The organism is Pseudoduganella sp. UC29_71 (assembly GCF_042693265.1).
In the GTDB taxonomy this organism is placed as follows: Bacteria; Pseudomonadota; Gammaproteobacteria; order Burkholderiales; family Burkholderiaceae_D; genus Rugamonas.
Genome location: NZ_CP170549.1, coordinates 1,292,636 through 1,308,191, shown reverse-complemented (window position 1 = coordinate 1,308,191; position 15,556 = coordinate 1,292,636). Strand labels below are relative to the sequence as shown.

The 15,556-nt window shown below is 65.7% G+C and carries 14 protein-coding genes; 9 read left to right on the top strand and 5 right to left on the bottom strand.

The features are described 5' to 3' along the window. Positions 1–6: 6 nt before the first annotated feature. From kynA to ACFJI2_RS05825, 3 genes are all read left to right on the top strand, one after another. Positions 7–906: a tryptophan 2,3-dioxygenase gene (gene kynA, locus ACFJI2_RS05835; protein WP_377704171.1), complete on the top strand. Its 900-nt coding sequence runs from the start codon at positions 7–9 to the stop codon at positions 904–906. Between the two features lie 56 nt (positions 907–962). Next, a complete protein-coding gene (locus ACFJI2_RS05830; protein WP_377704169.1) occupies positions 963–1,505 on the top strand; it encodes an RBBP9/YdeN family alpha/beta hydrolase in 543 nt (180 codons plus the stop codon). A gap of 134 nt (positions 1,506–1,639) precedes the next feature. Further along, positions 1,640–2,212, top strand: a complete 573-nt coding sequence (locus ACFJI2_RS05825) for a CHRD domain-containing protein (protein WP_377704168.1) — start codon at positions 1,640–1,642, stop codon at positions 2,210–2,212. Positions 2,213–2,279: 67 nt separating this feature from the next. Here ACFJI2_RS05825 and htpG read toward each other — a convergent pair whose 3' ends face one another. Together htpG and ACFJI2_RS05815 are read right to left on the bottom strand one after the other, a co-directional pair. Further along, entirely contained in the window at positions 2,280–4,202 is a 1,923-nt protein-coding gene (gene htpG, locus ACFJI2_RS05820) for a molecular chaperone HtpG (protein ID WP_377704166.1), read from the bottom strand. Positions 4,203–4,291: 89 nt separating this feature from the next. Continuing rightward, the gene (locus ACFJI2_RS05815; RefSeq protein ID WP_377704164.1) at positions 4,292–5,809 is read right to left on the bottom strand and encodes a PLP-dependent aminotransferase family protein; all 1,518 of its coding nucleotides are present in this window, start codon (positions 5,807–5,809) and stop codon (positions 4,292–4,294) included. Positions 5,810–5,906: 97 nt separating this feature from the next. Between ACFJI2_RS05815 and ACFJI2_RS05810 the strand changes: the two genes are divergently transcribed. From ACFJI2_RS05810 to ACFJI2_RS05790, 5 genes are all read left to right on the top strand, one after another. Then, the gene (locus tag ACFJI2_RS05810) at positions 5,907–6,875 is read left to right on the top strand and encodes a threonine dehydratase (protein WP_377704163.1); all 969 of its coding nucleotides are present in this window, start codon (positions 5,907–5,909) and stop codon (positions 6,873–6,875) included. 1 nt (position 6,876) lies between these two features. Beyond that, on the top strand, positions 6,877–7,809 hold the full coding sequence (locus tag ACFJI2_RS05805; RefSeq protein WP_377704161.1) for a DMT family transporter: 933 nt from the start codon (positions 6,877–6,879) through the stop codon (positions 7,807–7,809). 77 nt (positions 7,810–7,886) lie between these two features. Further along, the gene (locus ACFJI2_RS05800) at positions 7,887–8,348 is read left to right on the top strand and encodes a RidA family protein (RefSeq protein ID WP_107875277.1); all 462 of its coding nucleotides are present in this window, start codon (positions 7,887–7,889) and stop codon (positions 8,346–8,348) included. Positions 8,349–8,376: 28 nt separating this feature from the next. Then, positions 8,377–9,570 carry a PLP-dependent aminotransferase family protein gene (locus ACFJI2_RS05795; protein ID WP_377704159.1) on the top strand — a complete coding sequence of 398 codons (1,194 nt, stop codon included), beginning with the start codon at positions 8,377–8,379 and terminating at the stop codon, positions 9,568–9,570. Positions 9,571–9,858: 288 nt separating this feature from the next. Next, positions 9,859–11,220: a diguanylate cyclase gene (locus ACFJI2_RS05790; RefSeq protein WP_377704158.1), complete on the top strand. Its 1,362-nt coding sequence runs from the start codon at positions 9,859–9,861 to the stop codon at positions 11,218–11,220. On the opposite strand, the gene ACFJI2_RS05785 is transcribed toward ACFJI2_RS05790, so the two are convergent. Both ACFJI2_RS05785 and ACFJI2_RS05780 read right to left on the bottom strand, forming a co-directional pair. Next, complete coding sequence (locus tag ACFJI2_RS05785; RefSeq protein ID WP_377704157.1) at positions 11,217–12,128, bottom strand: bile acid:sodium symporter family protein; 912 nt, start codon at positions 12,126–12,128, stop codon at positions 11,217–11,219. The genes ACFJI2_RS05790 and ACFJI2_RS05785 overlap by 4 nt on opposite strands. 62 nt (positions 12,129–12,190) lie before the next feature. Next, positions 12,191–12,946 (bottom strand): class II aldolase/adducin family protein, encoded by a 756-nt coding sequence (locus tag ACFJI2_RS05780; protein ID WP_377704155.1) that lies wholly within the window; start codon positions 12,944–12,946, stop codon positions 12,191–12,193. 77 nt (positions 12,947–13,023) lie between these two features. Between ACFJI2_RS05780 and ACFJI2_RS05775 the strand changes: the two genes are divergently transcribed. Then, entirely contained in the window at positions 13,024–13,692 is a 669-nt protein-coding gene (locus ACFJI2_RS05775) for a Crp/Fnr family transcriptional regulator (RefSeq protein ID WP_377704153.1), read from the top strand. Positions 13,693–13,992: 300 nt separating this feature from the next. Here ACFJI2_RS05775 and ACFJI2_RS05770 read toward each other — a convergent pair whose 3' ends face one another. Continuing rightward, the gene (locus tag ACFJI2_RS05770) at positions 13,993–15,555 is read right to left on the bottom strand and encodes an FGGY-family carbohydrate kinase (RefSeq protein WP_377704151.1); all 1,563 of its coding nucleotides are present in this window, start codon (positions 15,553–15,555) and stop codon (positions 13,993–13,995) included. Position 15,556 lies beyond the last annotated feature (1 nt).

Below are 15,556 nucleotides of genomic sequence, written 5' to 3'. Positions count from 1 at the left end.
CACGCAATGAGCGACAACAAAGAAATCCCCAGCGGCTGCCCGATGCACGCCGCCGCAGCCGCCACGGCAGCCCCCGCCGCCGGCGACGCACAGTGGCACGGCGCCCAGATGGACTTCAGCAAATCCATGAGCTACGGCGACTACCTGGGCCTGGACCGCATCCTGACCGCGCAGCACCCGCTCTCGCCCGAGCACAATGAAATGCTGTTCATCGTCCAGCACCAGACCAGCGAACTGTGGATGAAGCTGATGCTGCACGAAATGCACGCCGTGTGCGCCAACTTGCAGGCCGGCGAGCTGTCGCCCGCGTTCAAGATGCTGGCCCGCGTGGCCCGCATCATGGACCAGCTGGTGCACGCCTGGGACGTGCTGGCCACCATGACGCCGCCCGAATACACGGCCATCCGCCCCTATCTGGGCGCCTCGTCCGGCTTCCAGTCCTTCCAGTACCGCGAAATCGAGTTCATCCTCGGCAACAAGAACGCCGCCCTGCTGGCCGTGCACACCACCTCGCCCGAGAACCACGCCATCCTGGACCAGGCCCTGCGTTCGCCCTCGGTGTACGACCACGCCATCCAGCTGCTGGCGCGCAACGGCCTGCACATCTCCCCCGAGCGCCTGGCGCGCGACCCCAGCCTGCCCACCGAGGCGGACGAATCGGTCAAGGAAGCCTGGCTGGCCGTCTACCGCGACCCGGCCAAATACTGGGCGCTGTACGAGCTGGCCGAAAAGCTGGTGGACCTGGAAACCGCGTTCCGCTTCTGGCGCTTCCGCCACGTCACCACGGTCGAGCGCATCATCGGCTTCAAGACCGGCACCGGCGGCACCGCCGGCGTGAGCTACCTGCGCAAGATGCTGGACGTGGTGCTGTTCCCCGAACTGTTCTCCCTGCGCACCGCGCTGTGATGCGCTGCAAAATCCGTTAAGATTGGCAGTCTGACAAACCGCCAATCGGAGCACACATGGAATTCGCAGTCCTCACCCTGGCCGGCCTCTGGAACTCGGGGCCGCAGCACTGGCAGACGCATTGGGAAGCCAGGCACGGCTGGCAGCGCGTGCCGCACCGCGACTACGAGACGCCGGACCGGGATGAATGGGTAGCGGAACTGGATGCGGCCATCGCCCTGTGCGAGCGGCCGCCGGTGCTGGCGGCGCACAGCCTGTCCTGCTCGCTGGTCACGCGCTGGGCCGCTTCCGGCTCGCGGCACAAGATTGCCGGCGCCTTCCTGGTGGCGCCCAGCGACACCGACGCGCCGTCCTATCCCACCTGCACCACCGGCTTCCAGCCCATGCAGCTGGCGCGCCTGCCCTTCCCCAGCGTCGTGGTCTCCAGCAGCGACGACATCTATGTGAGCGACGCCCGCGCGCGCCAGTTCGCCGAAGCCTGGGGCAGCCGTTTCGTCTCCATCGGCCCGGCCGGCCACATCAACGGCGACGCCGGCTACGGCCCGTGGCCGGAGGGCGAGGCCTTGCTGCTGGAGCTGTGCGCGCAGACGCAACGGTAGAGTAATATCCTTCGAGCATTGGAATATTGCAATCTTTGCATTATTTCGGCTGCGGCCTATAGTGAAGAAGCCGGGTTCCCTCTCCCACTTCGAAGAAAGGTCGCGCCATGAAGAAGACACCAATAAGAATCGGTTTGGCAATTTGCGCCCTGCTGGCGGCTGCGGCCGCCAGCGCAGCGCCAGTCACCTACACGGGCACGCTGAGCGGCGCTGCCGAAAACCCGCCGGTGCCCTCGCCCGCCACCGGTTCCACCGTCGTCGTATTCGACATAGCCGCGCATACGCTGACCGTGAACATGACGTTCAGCGGCCTGCTGGGCACCACCACCGCGTCCCACATCCATTGCTGCACCTTGCTGCCGAACAGCGGCAATGCCGGCGTGGCGACGGAAACGCCCACTTTCAATGGTTTCCCCCTGGGCGTGAGCAGCGGTTCGTATTCGATGAGCTACGACACCTCGCTGGCGTCCAGCTGGAGCCCGACCTTCCTGTCCAATAACGGCGGCACCACGGCCGGCGCGGAAGCGGCCTTCGGCGCGGGGCTGGCCAGCGGCGAGGCTTATCTCAACATCCACACCAATCTGTATTCCGCCGGCGAAATCCGTGGCTTCCTGGCGCCGGTGCCGGAACCGGGAACCTGGGCCATGCTGCTGCTCGGCATACCGGCGGTGCTCGGGCTGCGCCGGCGGGTTACGCCTGGCGGCTAACCCGCCCTACGGCACAAAAAAGCCGGCGCCCTTGCGGGTCGCCGGCTTTACGCTGGACGCTGCGGGCTTACTTGGCCGCGCCGCTCAGCAGCATTTCATTCAGGCGCTTGACGAAGGTGGCCGGGTCGGCCAGCGAGCCGCCTTCAGCCAGCAGGGCCTGGTCGAACAGGATGTGCGCCCAGTCCGCGAACTGGCTGCTGTCCGCGTTTTCGTATTTCAGGCGCGTCACCAGCGGGTGGTTCGGGTTGATCTCGAGGATGGGCTTCGATTCAGGCGCAGCCTGGCCAGCCGCCTTCAGCATGCGCAGCAGGTTGCCCGACAGCTCGTGCTCGTCCGCCACCAGGCAAGCCGGCGAATCGGTCAGGCGGAAGGTGACGCGCACTTCCTTGGCCTTGTCGGCCAGCGCGGCCTTCATCTTCTCGGTCAGTTCCTTGTACGAGGTTTCGGTTTCCTCGTGCTCCTTCTTCTCGGCTTCGTCTTCCAGCGCCCCCAGGTCCAGGCCGCCCTTGGCCACCGACACCAGTTCCTTGCCTTCGTACTCGGTCAGGAAGGACAGCATCCACTCGTCCACGCGGTCCGTCATCAGGATCACTTCCACGCCCTTCTTGCGGAAGATTTCCAGGTGCGGGCTGTTTTTCGCGGCCTTGTAGTTGTCGGCCGTGACGTAGTAGATCTTGTCCTGGCCTTCCTTCATGCGCGCCACGTAGTCGGCCAGCGACACGGTCTGCTCTTCGCTGTCGGCGTTGGTGGTGGCAAAGCGCAGCAGCTTGGCCAGGCGGTCCTTGTTGGCGGCGTCCTCGCCCACGCCTTCTTTCAGCACCTGGCCGAATTCTTTCCAGAAGGTGGCGTACTTGTCCTTCTTCTCCTGCTCGTCGGCGTTGGCCAGTTCTTCCAGCATGCCGATCACGCGCTTGGTGGAGCCGTCGCGGATCACTTTCACGTCGCGCGATTCCTGCAGGATTTCACGCGACACGTTCAGCGGCAGGTCGGCCGAGTCGATCACGCCCTTGACGAAGCGCAGGTAGGTCGGCATCAGCTGCTCGGCGTCGTCCATGATGAACACGCGCTTGACGTACAGCTTGATGCCGCCGCGCTTGTTGCGGTCCCACAGGTCGAACGGCGCCTTGGCCGGGATGTACAGCAGCTGCGTATATTCGCTGCGGCCTTCCACGCGGTTGTGCGTGTAGGTCAGCGGCGCGGCAAAGTCGTGCGATACATGTTTGTAGAACTCGTCGTACTGTTCCTGCGTGATGTCGGCCTTGTTGCGTGCCCACAGCGCGCTGGCCTGGTTCACGGTTTCCAGTTCGTCCTTGACGACGGTTTCCTTCTTCTCGTCGTCCCACTCCTCCTTGGCCATCACGATAGGCAGGGAAATGTGGTCGGAGTATTTGCGGATGATGGACTTGATCTTCCACGACGACAGCAGCTCGTCCTCGCCTTCGCGCAGGTGCAGGATGATGTCGGTGCCGCGCGAGGGCTTGTCGATCTGCTCGACCGAGTAGTCGCCCTCGCCGGAGGATTCCCAACGCACGCCGTGCGCCGCGTCCAGGCCGGCGCGGCGGGTTTCGACGGTGATCTTGTCGGCCACGATGAAGCCGGAGTAGAAGCCCACGCCGAACTGGCCGATCAGGGCCGCGTCGGCCTGCTGGTCGCCGGACAGTTTGCCGAAGAATTCCTTGGTGCCGGATTTGGCGATGGTGCCGAGGTGGGAAATGGCTTCGTCACGGCTCATGCCGATGCCGTTGTCCGAAATGGTGATGGTGCGGGCCGCTTTGTCGAAGCTGACCTTGATTTTCAGTTCGTGATCGTTGCCGTACAGGGCGTCGTTGTTGATCGCCTCGAAGCGCAGCTTGTCGGACGCGTCGGAGGCGTTCGAGATCAGTTCGCGCAGGAAGATTTCCTTGTTCGAGTACAAGGAGTGAATCATCAGCTGCAGCAGCTGTTTGACTTCAGCTTGAAAACCCAGTGTTTGCTTGTCGGTGTCAGCCATTTTTACCTCAATAGTCTTCGTTTAATAGGGGTGTTGCTCTAGCTCCCCGGCAATTGGGGATGGCCGAGCGTATTTCAAGGAGCAATATTTTACGCCTGCAGCTCGCGCTCCAGGAAGCGCCACACGGCCGGGTCCTGCATGGCGGCCAGGTTCAGGCGCATGCGGGTGGACGGCAACTGGCTGGGCGAAAACAGGCTGCCGGGCGCCAGCAGCAGGTTTTCGGCCATGGCGTGCGCGGTCAGCACGTTGGTGTCGCGGCCGGCGTCGGCCCAGATGAACATGCCGGCCGGCGCCAGCACGTCCACCGTCAGGCCGACGCGCTCCATCTGGCGCAGGGTGCGCCCGCGCAGCGCGTCCAGCCGCGCACGGATGCGGTCCACGTGCTTGCGGTACAGGCCCTCGGACAGGATCTTGTACACCACCCGCTCGCCGATCTCGCCGGTGGTGAGGGTGGACAGCATCTTGCGGTCCGCCAGGCGCTGCGCCCATTCGGGCTTGGTGGCAATGAAGCCCACGCGCAGGTTGGCGGCCATGGTCTTGGAGAAGCCGCCCAGGTAGATCACGCGGTTCAGCTGGTCCAGCGCGGACAGGCGCGTGGCCGGCTGCACCGCGCTGCCGGGGTGCAGGTCGCAATAGATGTCGTCCTCCACCACGGTGAAGCCGTGTTCCTCGGCCAGGCGCAGCACCTGGAAGGCCTTGGCGGCGGACAGCGAGGTGGAACTGGGGTTGTGCAGCACGGAGTTGATGACGTACAGGCGCGGCTTGTGCAGCGCGGCCAGCTGCGCCAGCTGGGCGATGTCCGGGCCGTCGGCCAGGCGCGGGATGCCGACCACCTTGGCGCCCAGCGCGGCGAAGGAGCCGAACATCAGGAACCAGGCCGGGTCGTCGACGAAGATGGTGTCGCCGGGCAGCGTGAACTCGCGCGCCACCAGGTCCAGCGCCTGCGTCACGCCCGCCGTGGTGACGATCTGCTCCGGCGCGGCGGAGATTTCCAGTTCGCCCAGCTTGTGCTGCAGCTGCTGGCGCAGCGGCAAGAAGCCCTGCGGCACGCCGTAGTTCACCAGCTGCGTGGGATTCTGGCGGCTGATGGCGCGCAGCGCATTGGCGATGCTGGCGCCATCCAGCCACTCGGACGGCAGCACGCCGGCGCCCGGCATCTGCTGGTGCGGCACCTGGCGGAACATATTGCGCACCAGCCAGACCACGTCCAGCTGGCCGCCGTCGCCGTCGGCCGGGGAGGACAGGGTGGCCAGCGCGCCGCCGGCCGGCGCGGAGCGTTCGCCCGCGTTCATGGGCGAGCGTTCGCGCACGAAGAAGCCGGCGCCGCGGCGCGACTCCAGGTAGCCGCGCGCCACCAGCTTGTCATAGCCCGCCACCACCGTGAACGGCGACACGCCGTGCGCCGTGGCGAACTGGCGGATGGACGGCATGCGCGCGCCGCTGCGCAGCAGCTTGTCGTCGATGCGGGCGGCCACCGAGCGCACGATCTGGTCGATCAGCGACTCGCCGGATTCGCGCGACAGCAGCGCCAGCAGCGGGATCGGCTTGACGCGCGCCGCCCGCGCCGCTGGCTGTGCAGGTGCATCTTGTAGATTTGTATTGGTCATATCACCATCACAGTATGTGAAATTATGTGAAAAAGTGTACCGGCACTGTACTGGTGCTCTCACGTAGGATACACCCATCCCTTACTGAAAGCGAACCATGTACCTGCCTACCCTCGCCGAACTCGACGCCGCTGCCGCCACCGTCTACGGCGCCATGCCCGCCACGCCGCAGTTTTCCTGGCCTTTGCTGAACGAGGCGCTGGGCGCGCGAGCCTGGGTCAAGCACGAGAACCATACGCCGACCGGGGCGTTCAAGGTGCGCGGCGGGCTGGTGTACATGAAGGCGCTGGCGGAACGCGAGCCGGACCTGGCCGGCATCATCTCGGCCACGCGCGGCAATCACGGGCAGTCGTTGGCGTTCGCCGCGCGGCGCCACGGGCTGCACGCCACCATCGTGGTCCCGCGCGGGAACAGCGTGGAGAAGAACGCGGCCATGCGGGCCTTGGGCGCGCAGCTGATCGAGCACGGGGACGACTTCCAGGCCGCGCGCGAACATGCGCAGATGCTGGCGGCGCGCGACGGGTTGCACATGGTACCGTCCTTCCATCCGGACCTGGTGACGGGCGTGGCGTCGGGCTGGCTGGAGCTGCTGCGCGCGCAGCCGGAGCTGGAGACGGTGTTCGTGCCGATCGGCCAGGGCTCCGGCATCTGCGCCGCCATCGCGGCGCGCCAGGCGCTGGGGCTGAAGACGCGCATCATCGGCGTGGTGTCCAGGCACGCGCCGGCCTACCAGCTGTCGTTCCGGGCGCGCGCCAGCGTGGAAGCGGACGTGAGCACCGTCATCGCCGACGGCATGGCTTGCCGCGTGCCGGATGCGCAGTCGCTGGAGATGGTCTTTGAATTCGTGGACGACGTGGTCAGCGTGACCGACGACGACGTGGCGCACGCCATGCGCCTGTACTACCGCACCACGCACAACCTGGCCGAAGGCGCGGGCGCCGCGGCGCTGGCGGCGGCCATGAAGCTGAAGGACGACGAGCGCGTGCGCGGCCGCCAAGTCGGCCTGCCGCTGACCGGCGCCAACGTGGACGCCGACCTGTTCCGCCGCGTGCTGCTGGGGGATTGAGATGAACGCACCAGTGAAAACCTGGGGTCAGGCCACCGTGGGGGCGCCCGGCCTCCGTTCCGCCGAAACCCGGGGCATGCTGCTCGGCCTGGCCGGCGTGGCCATCTTCAGCCTGACCTTGCCGTTCACCCGCATGGCGGTCGCGGCGTTCGACGCCTCCTTCGTCGCGCTGGGCCGCGCGCTGGTGGCGGCGCTGCTGGCCGGCCTGTGGCTGCTGTGGCAGCGCGCCCCGCTGCCGTCGCGCGCGGCCCTGCCGCAGCTGGCCATGGTGTCGATCGGCTGCGTGATCGGCTTTCCCTGGCTGACCTCGATCGCCATGCGCACCCTGCCCGCGTCGCACGGCGCCGTGCTGGTGGGTGTGCTGCCGCTGGCCACCGCCATGTTTTCCGCCCTGCGCGGCTACGAAAAGCCGTCGCTCGGCTTCTGGCTGATGGCGCTGCTCGGCTCCTCGCTGGTGGCCGGCTTCGCCCTGTACCAAAGCAGCGGCAGCCTGCACGCGGCCGACCTGGCCGTGTTCGCCGCCGTGCTGCTGGCCGCGATGGGCTATGCCGAAGGCGGCCAGCTGTCCAAGACCCTGGGCGGCCAGCAGGTGATCAGCTGGGCGCTGCTGCTGTCCGTGCCGCTGGTCCTGCCGGTGGTGCTGTGGCAGTCCTGGGGCCGGTGGGACGCCATGCTGGGCGCCGGCGCCCTGCCCTGGGCCGGTTTCGCCTATGTGTCCGTGTTCTCGATGTTCATCGGCTTCTTCTTCTGGTACCGCGGCATGGCGCTGGGCGGCGTGGCGCGCGTGGGCCAGGTGCAGCTGGTGCAGCCCTTCCTGTCCATCGTCGGCGCAGCGCTGGTTCTGGGCGAAAGTATCGAATTGAGCAATATTCTGTTCGCTTTGGCCGTTATTTCCGTAGTTGCTATGGGCCGCAAGATGCAGATCCGCAGCTAGAAAGACGTACAATAACGGTCTCGCGGCCAAATAATCACTACCCGCCACCACTTTTGCAACTTTTCTGGAATACCACTATGTCCGTCTACGAAAAACTCAAATCGCTCGATATCACCCTGGCCCCGCCGGCAGCTCCTGTCGCGGCCTATGTCATGTACGTGCAAACCGGCAACCTGGTATTCATCTCCGGCCACATCGCCAAAAAAGCGGACGGCAACCCATGGGTAGGCCAGCTGGGCAAGAACATCACCACGGAAGAAGGCCAGCAAGCGGCCCGCGCCATCGCCATCGACCTGATGGGCACGCTGCAAGCGGCCTGCGGCGGCGACCTGAACCGCGTCAAGCGCATCGTCAAGCTGATGAGCCTGGTGAACTCCACGCCCGACTACACCGAACAGCACCTGGTCACCAACGGCGCCTCCGAGCTGCTGGGCGAAGTGTTCGGCGACGCCGGCAAGCACGCTCGCTCCGCCTTCGGCGTGGCGCAGATCCCGCGCGGCTCGTGCGTTGAAATCGAACTGATCGCCGAGATCGCCTAAGCCGCCGACTTCCCCTGAGAGCAATCGTATGAAAATCGAAAACCCGAATCCATTCCAGTGGCAGTTCTCCGAACGCGCCAGCCAGATGCAAAGCTCCTTCATCCGCGAGATCCTGAAGGTGACCCAGCAGCCCGAGATCATCTCCTTCGCCGGCGGCCTGCCATCGCCTGCCACCTTCCCGGTGGAGCGCATGCAGGCGGCGTTCGACAAGGTGCTGCGTGAAAACGGCAAAGTGGCCCTGCAGTACGGCCCGACCGACGGCTACCTGCCGCTGCGCCAGTGGATCGCCGATTCGCTGTCCAGGAACGGCGCCAAGATTGTGCCGGAACAGGTGCTGATGACCTCCGGTTCGCAGCAGGCGCTGGACCTGCTGGGCAAAGTGCTGGTCGACGAAGGCAGCAAAGTGCTGGTGGAAACCCCGTCCTACCTGGGCGCGCTGCAAGCGTTCTCGGTGTACCGTCCGAACTTCGTGTCCGTGGACACCGACGAGCACGGCCTGGTGCCGTCCTCGCTGAACGGCGTGGCCGCCGGCGCGCGCCTGCTGTACGCGCTGCCTAACTTCCAGAACCCGACCGGCCGCAGCCTGTCCGTCGAGCGCCGCGTGGAACTGGTGGAAACCTGCGCCCGCCTCGGCGTGCCGCTGGTGGAAGACGATCCGTACGGCGCCCTGAGCTACAAGGGCGAACCGGCGCCGAAGATGGTGGCCATGAACCCGGACGGCGTGATCTACATGGGCTCCTTCTCCAAGGTGCTGACCCCGGGCATCCGCCTGGGCTACGTGGTCGCTCCGCTGGCGCTGATCCGCCGCCTGGAACTGGCCAAGCAGGCAGCCGACCTGCACACCTCGCAGCTGACCCAGATGGTGGTGCACGAAGTGATCAAGGACGGTTTCCTCGACCAGCACATCCCGACCATCCGCACGCTGTACGGCGACCAGTGCCAGTGCATGCTGGACGCCATGGCCGAACACTTCCCGGCCAGCGCCACCTGGACCAAGCCGGAAGGCGGCATGTTCATCTGGGTGAACCTGCCGAAGCACATCAACGCGATGGAACTGCTGGACGAAGCCATCAAGCAGAAAGTCGCCTTCGTGCCGGGCGCGCCGTTCTACGCCAACGAGCCTGAGACCAACACGCTGCGCCTGTCCTTCGTGACCGTGCCGCCGGAACGCATCCGCGTCGGCGTGGCCATCCTGGGCAAGCTGATCGCCGACCGCCTGTAAGCTGCCGCCGCAGCAACCGCAATACCGCAATACCGCGTGGGCGCATTCGCCGCCCACGCTTCCCTCCCTGCCGCCCCGACGCCTGTTGCCCGACAACAACATGGACCGCCTTGCACGCCGCCGAAAATACTAAAAGTTACATAGTTTCATAGCAGCAATAACAACATTACCGGAAAATCCGGACGTTCGTCCTTTATTTCCCGGAAGCGACTCATGTTTTTTTACAATTTGAATTGGCAAAGCGGTATGATTTAGACAGATAGTTACCCTCGACCCAGGCGACCAGTAATGACCATAGGCGGTTCAAGCTATTCCCCGCGACGCGACGCAGCGATCCTGATAGTCGACGACGCACCGGCCAATCTCAGCGTACTGCGCAAGATGATGGTCGAACAGGGCTACCAGACGTTTGTTGCCACCTCGGGCGAGCGCGCGGTGCAGATCGCCAAGCGCGTGCATCCCGATCTGATCCTGCTGGACGTGGTCATGCCCGGCATCGACGGGCTGGAAACCTGCCGCCAGCTGAAAGCCAACCCGCTCACCGCCCGCATTCCCATTATCTTCATGAGCGCCAAGAACGAGGCCGAAGACGTGGTGGCCGGCTTCGACACGGGCGGCGTGGACTACATCGGCAAGCCGCTGCGCATGGCCGAAGTGTGCGCCCGCGTGCGCACCCAGCTGCAGATCCGCATGAACAGCGAAACGCAGCAGGAGCAGGCCGAACGGCTGCGCACCATCGTCAACTCCATGGCCGAGGGCCTGCTCATCATCGAGCCGGACGGCCGCATCCAGTTCACCAATCCCGCCTGCGACCAGTACCTGGGCTATGCGCCGGGCGAGCTGGCCGGCAAGACCATCTTCGACCTGCTGAACCCGCTGGTGGCGCAGGAATACCTGGATTACTTCGGCCGCTACGCCGCCAACCCGGAAACCGCGCACAGCCACGGCACGCGCGAAGTGATCATCCGGCACAAGTTCGGCACCTCGGTGTGCATGGACCTGACCTTGACGCCGATGTTCATGCGCCAGCCGCTGTTCATCGGCCTGCTGCACGACATCACCCACCACAAGATGTCCGAGGATGCGCTGCAGCGCGCAGCCATGGTGGACCCGCTGACCAAGATCGCCAACCGGCGCCACTTCGACACCTTCCTGGAAAAGGAATGGCAGCGCGCCATGCGCAGCGGCGCGCCGCTGTCGCTGGTGGTGCTGGACGTGGACCACTTCAAGCTCTACAACGACAGCCTGGGCCACGCGGCCGGCGACGTCTGCCTGCAGCAGGTGGCGCAAGCCATCAACGCGCACGCGCTGCGCGCCACCGACCTGGCCGCGCGCTACGGCGGCGAGGAATTCGTGCTGCTGTTCGCCGAAACCGACGCCGACTCCGCGCTGGCGCTGGCCGAATCGATCCGCTGCCACGTGGAAGCGCTGCAGCTGCCGCATCCGCGCTCCATCACCTCGCCGTGGATCACGCTCAGCGTGGGCGTGGCCACCATCCATCCGCACCAGATGGAAAACACCGAAGCCCTGTTCGTCGCCGCCGACCGCGCCATGTACGCCGCCAAGGAAGGCGGCCGCAACCAGGTCCAGTCCAGCAAGACCGCCAGCCCGACCGCAGCGAGCAGCGAAGCGGCCGTCGCCGCCCGCTAGCTGCGGGCCTGCTCCGCGCACGCGAGGGGCATCGCAGCGGCGGGGTCTGCGGCCATGACGCGGCGCATGGCGAACGCGAACAGCAGGCCGCCCGCGTACATCAGCACCCCGTACACGGCGCCGGGGATGGCCATGGCGTCCTGCTTCAGCATGGTGCTAGCGATGACCAGCGCCAGCGTGGCGTTCTGCACCGCCGTCTCGATGCCCAGCGTGACTGACTGGCGGCGCGACAGGCGCGCCAGCCAGGCTGCGCCGAAGCCGCAGCCCAGCATCAGCAGGTTCAGGCACACGGCGAACGGGGCCAGCGTGGCGAAGTTGTCGCGCAGGAGCACCCAGTTCTTGGCCACGGCCGCCAGCACGATGATCACGAACAGCACGGTCGCCACCCTGGCCGCCTTCGGCTCAAAACTGATCGCCCAGCCGGCGCGCTTGTAGCGCACCAACATGCCGGCCGACACCGGCAAGCCCAGCATGAGGAAGATCTGCCCCGTCATCTGCCCCACCGGCGCCGGCACGGCCGGGCCGCTGCCGGTGAAATGGTTCAGCGCGAACGTCACCACCAGCGGCAGCGTGAAGATGGTGAGCACGCTGGCCACGGCCGTGAAGCTGAGCGCCAGCGCCACGTCGCCGCGCGCGATGTAGGTCAGCAGGTTGGAGGTGCTGCCGGTCGGGCAGGCGGCGAGGATCATGAAGCCGATGGCGAACGCGCCGGTCAGCCCGGCCAGCTTGATCATGCCGAAGCACACCAGCGGCAGCAGCACGAAGTGGCACAGCACGCCCACCAGCAGCGCGCGCGGCTGCTTGACGATGCGCGAGAAATCGCCCGGCATCAGGCCCAGCCCGAGCGAAAACATGATGAAGGCCAGCGACGCCGGCAGCAGTACGGTGGATACGAAATCGCCTTGCATGGGTAGTCTCCTGCGGCCGCTTTGCGCGGCTCGCTGTCGTTATTATTGGTGTGGCCAGCGTATCAGGTGCGGTAGCCCGCGTCGAGCCTGTCAAGCTTGCGGATCAGCGCCGGCCACACGAAGGCGCCGCCCAGGCCGCTGGTCTGCACGCGCATCGATTCGGCCACGCCCTGCACGATCTGCGGATGCACCTGCACCAGTTCGCCTCCCGCCTGCGCGGCCAGCTGTATCTGGCAGGCGGACTCGAAGATGTACATGCTGAGGAAGGCGTCCGCGACGGTGCCGCCGCAGGTAAGCAGGCCGTGGTTGCGCAGCATGAGGAAATTGGCGCGGCCCAGGTCGTCCTGCAGGCGCGGCTTTTCCTCGTCGCGGAAGGCCACGCCTTCGTAGTCGTGATAGGCCAGCGAGGCCAGCACAAAGGTCGATTGCTGCGAGATCGGCAGCACGCCGCACTTCTGCGCGCTCACCGCCACGCCGGCCCGGGTATGGGTGTGGATCACGCAGTGCGCGTCCTCGCGCGCAGCGTGTACCGCGCTGTGGATGACGAAGCCGGCCGGGTTCACCGGGAATGGCGATTCGATCAGCTTGTTGCAATCCTTGTCCACCTTGACCAGCGACGAGGCGGTGATCTCGTCGAACATCAGGCCATAGGGGTTGATCAGGAAATGGTGCTCGGGGCCGGGAATGCGGGCGCTGATGTGGGTGAACACCAGGTCGCTCCAGCCATGCATGGCGACCAGCCGGTAGCACGCTGCGAGGTCGACGCGCAGCTGCCATTCTTCGGGACTGACGAGGTGTTGTACGGATGGGATGTTCATGGGCTGTCTCCTGGGTTGTTTGAGCTAGTATCGCGATGCGCTGGACCGGAGACTGTCAATTTCTTTACAATCGTCCCATGCCTGCCGCCATCCTGAATGCCAATCCCTGGTTCGCCGCCCTCCCCGCCGACGTGCGCGAGGCCATGCTGCGCCACGCCGAGCCGGTGCGGCTGCGGCGCAGCGAGATGCTGTTCCGCCAGGGCGATCCGCCCGGCGGCCTGTACGCCGTGCTGCGCGGCTCGCTGAAGGTGTCCACCCTGCGCGAGGACGGGCGCGAAGCCATCCTCGGCGTGATCGAGCCGGGCACCTGGTTCGGCGAGATTTCGCTGATCGACAGCCTGCCGCGCACGCACGACGCCACTTCGATTGGCGCGTCCGAGCTGCTGGTCTTGCCGCACGAGGCTTTCCAGGCACTGATGGAGCGGCCCGTGTTCGCGCGCGCCATCGCCTCGCTGCTGGCGGCGCGGCTGCGCATGATGTACAGCATGATGGAAGACGTGACCTTGCGCAGCACCCGCGCGCGCGTGGTGCGCCGTTTGCTGTTGCTGGCGCGCGGTGACGCGGCCATGGCCAGCGCGGTGCGGCCGCGCGTGCCGGTGTCGCAGGAGGCGCTGGCAATGATGCTGGGCATTTCGCGCCAGACCTTGTCCAAAGAGCTGAAACTGCTGGAGGAACAGGGAGCGATCCACATCGGCTACCGCAGCATCGAACTGCTGTCCGAGGAACGCCTGCGCAGCGCCGGCTAAGCGGGCTCGACTTTGTTAACAGATTCTGTGGATAAGCATGTTAAGAAGCTTGGCCACTACCCACTAAGCTTTTGTTTTAAAAGGAAAAACTTATACTGCTTAAAATTCGCGCAACGTTGAGTTATGCACAGCCATGGCGGAAATTTAATGACCCGGGTTCCTATCATTTGTTAACAGAAACTGTGGACAAGCTTGTTAACAAGCCTACCCCGTCGCGCTTAAGCTACTGTTTTAAAAAGGAAAAGTTATCCTGCCCAATTTTCACGCAGCGGGACTTATGCACAGGCGACCACGCGCGCGCTACAGCGCCTCGGGGTAGCCGGTGATGTCGGCAATTTCCGCGTACATGGGCTGCAGCCGCTTGTACATTTTCAGGTAGACGCGCTTGTAGAGTTGCTCATAGGTCTTGCGGTTGGCCTCCACCGGCTGGAACACGCGGCCGGGGCGGGTCATGGCCTGGATGGCGGCGGCAAAGTCCGGGTGCAGGCCGAGGCCGGCCGCCGCGCAGATGGCGGCGCCGAGCCCGGAGGTTTCGTACAGGTGTGCGCGCGCGGCGGGCAGGCCGAAGATGTCGGCGGACAGCTGCATGGCCGCGTCGCTTTGCGAGCCGCCGCCGGCGATGCGCAGCTCCGTCACCGGCACGCCGCTGCGCTTTTCAATGCGCTCCATGCCTTCACGCAGGGCGTAGGCCAGTCCTTCAAGTATCGCCCGGTACATATGGGCGCGCGTGTGCACGTCGCCGAAGCCGATCATGGCGCCCTTCGCTTCCGGCCCCGGCACCTTGATGCCGGGACTCCAGTAGGGCTGCAGCATCAGGCCCATGGAGCCGGGCGGCACGGCGTTCACCAGCTTGTCGAACTGCGCCTCGGGCGGCGTGCCCTTTTCCGTGGCCGTGGCTTGCTCCAGGTGGCCGAACTGCTCCTTGAACCAGTTCACCATCCAGTAGCCGCGGAAGATCTGCACTTCGGTGCTGTACGCGCCCGGCACGGCCGAAGGATACGGCGGAATGAAGGGCGTCACTTCAATGTACCTGGTGTTGGTGGTGTTGATGGTGGCGGTGGTGCCGAAACTGAGGCAGCCGATATGCGGCGCAAGGCAGCCGGCGCCGATCACTTCGCAGGCCTTGTCGGCGGCGGCGGCCACCAGCGGCGTGCCTGCCGGGATGCCAGTGGCCTGCGCTGCTTCGGCGGTGATGGCGCCTATTACCGTGCCCGGCTTCACCAGCTCCGGCAGCATCTCGCGCCGCACCGTCAGCGCCTGCCATTTCCAGTCGCGCGCGCCGGCCCACTTGTGGCCCTTGTAGTCGAATGGCAGGTAGGCGACCTGCGAGCCGATGGAGTCCACGAAGCTGCCGCACAGGCGGAAGTTCAGGTAGCCGGACAGCAGCAACACCTTGCTGGTCTTCGCCCAGATGTCCGGCTGGTGCGCGGCGATCCAGTTCACTTCCGCTTCGCGGCGGAAGTAGTTGATGGTGCCTTCCACGCGGGCCAGCTTGAAGGCGGCTTTCCACAAGGGGCCGATGGGCGGTACGGTGTCGGTGCGGCGCTGGTCCAGCCAGGTGATGGCGGGCCGCAGCGGCTTGCCGTCCTGGTCCACGTTGATGACCGTGCCGCGCTGCGTGGTGACGGCCACGCCTTTCACGTCGGCGCGGTCGATGCCGGAGTCTTCCCACAGGCGCTGGCAGGCGATGCAGACCGCGTTCCAGTAGCCGTCCGCCTTGTGTTCGGCCCAGCCGGGGTGGTCGGAGTAGTAAGGCTGGAGGTGGACTTGGGCCTTGGCGGCGAGGTTGCCCTGCAGGTCGAACAGCAAGGCGCGTACGCTTTGCGTGCCGTTGTCGATGGAAAGGATGTAGGGTCCGGACATG

Excerpts from the sequence above, each read along its gene's own strand:
- ACFJI2_RS05785 (WP_377704157.1), bottom strand. The coding sequence starts at position 12,128 with ATGCAAGGCGATTTCGTATCCACCGTACTGCTGCCGGCGTCGCTGGCC.
- ACFJI2_RS05800 (WP_107875277.1), top strand. The coding sequence starts at position 7,887 with ATGTCCGTCTACGAAAAACTCAAATCGCTCGATATCACCCTGGCCCCG.
- htpG (WP_377704166.1), bottom strand. The coding sequence starts at position 4,202 with ATGGCTGACACCGACAAGCAAACACTGGGTTTTCAAGCTGAAGTCAAA.
- ACFJI2_RS05775 (WP_377704153.1), top strand. The coding sequence starts at position 13,024 with ATGCCTGCCGCCATCCTGAATGCCAATCCCTGGTTCGCCGCCCTCCCC.
- ACFJI2_RS05815 (WP_377704164.1), bottom strand. The coding sequence starts at position 5,809 with ATGACCAATACAAATCTACAAGATGCACCTGCACAGCCAGCGGCGCGG.
- ACFJI2_RS05795 (WP_377704159.1), top strand. The coding sequence starts at position 8,377 with ATGAAAATCGAAAACCCGAATCCATTCCAGTGGCAGTTCTCCGAACGC.
- kynA (WP_377704171.1), top strand. The coding sequence starts at position 7 with ATGAGCGACAACAAAGAAATCCCCAGCGGCTGCCCGATGCACGCCGCC.
- ACFJI2_RS05830 (WP_377704169.1), top strand. The coding sequence starts at position 963 with ATGGAATTCGCAGTCCTCACCCTGGCCGGCCTCTGGAACTCGGGGCCG.
- ACFJI2_RS05805 (WP_377704161.1), top strand. The coding sequence starts at position 6,877 with ATGAACGCACCAGTGAAAACCTGGGGTCAGGCCACCGTGGGGGCGCCC.
- ACFJI2_RS05790 (WP_377704158.1), top strand. The coding sequence starts at position 9,859 with ATGACCATAGGCGGTTCAAGCTATTCCCCGCGACGCGACGCAGCGATC.
- ACFJI2_RS05770 (WP_377704151.1), bottom strand. The coding sequence starts at position 15,555 with ATGTCCGGACCCTACATCCTTTCCATCGACAACGGCACGCAAAGCGTA.
- ACFJI2_RS05810 (WP_377704163.1), top strand. The coding sequence starts at position 5,907 with ATGTACCTGCCTACCCTCGCCGAACTCGACGCCGCTGCCGCCACCGTC.
- ACFJI2_RS05780 (WP_377704155.1), bottom strand. The coding sequence starts at position 12,946 with ATGAACATCCCATCCGTACAACACCTCGTCAGTCCCGAAGAATGGCAG.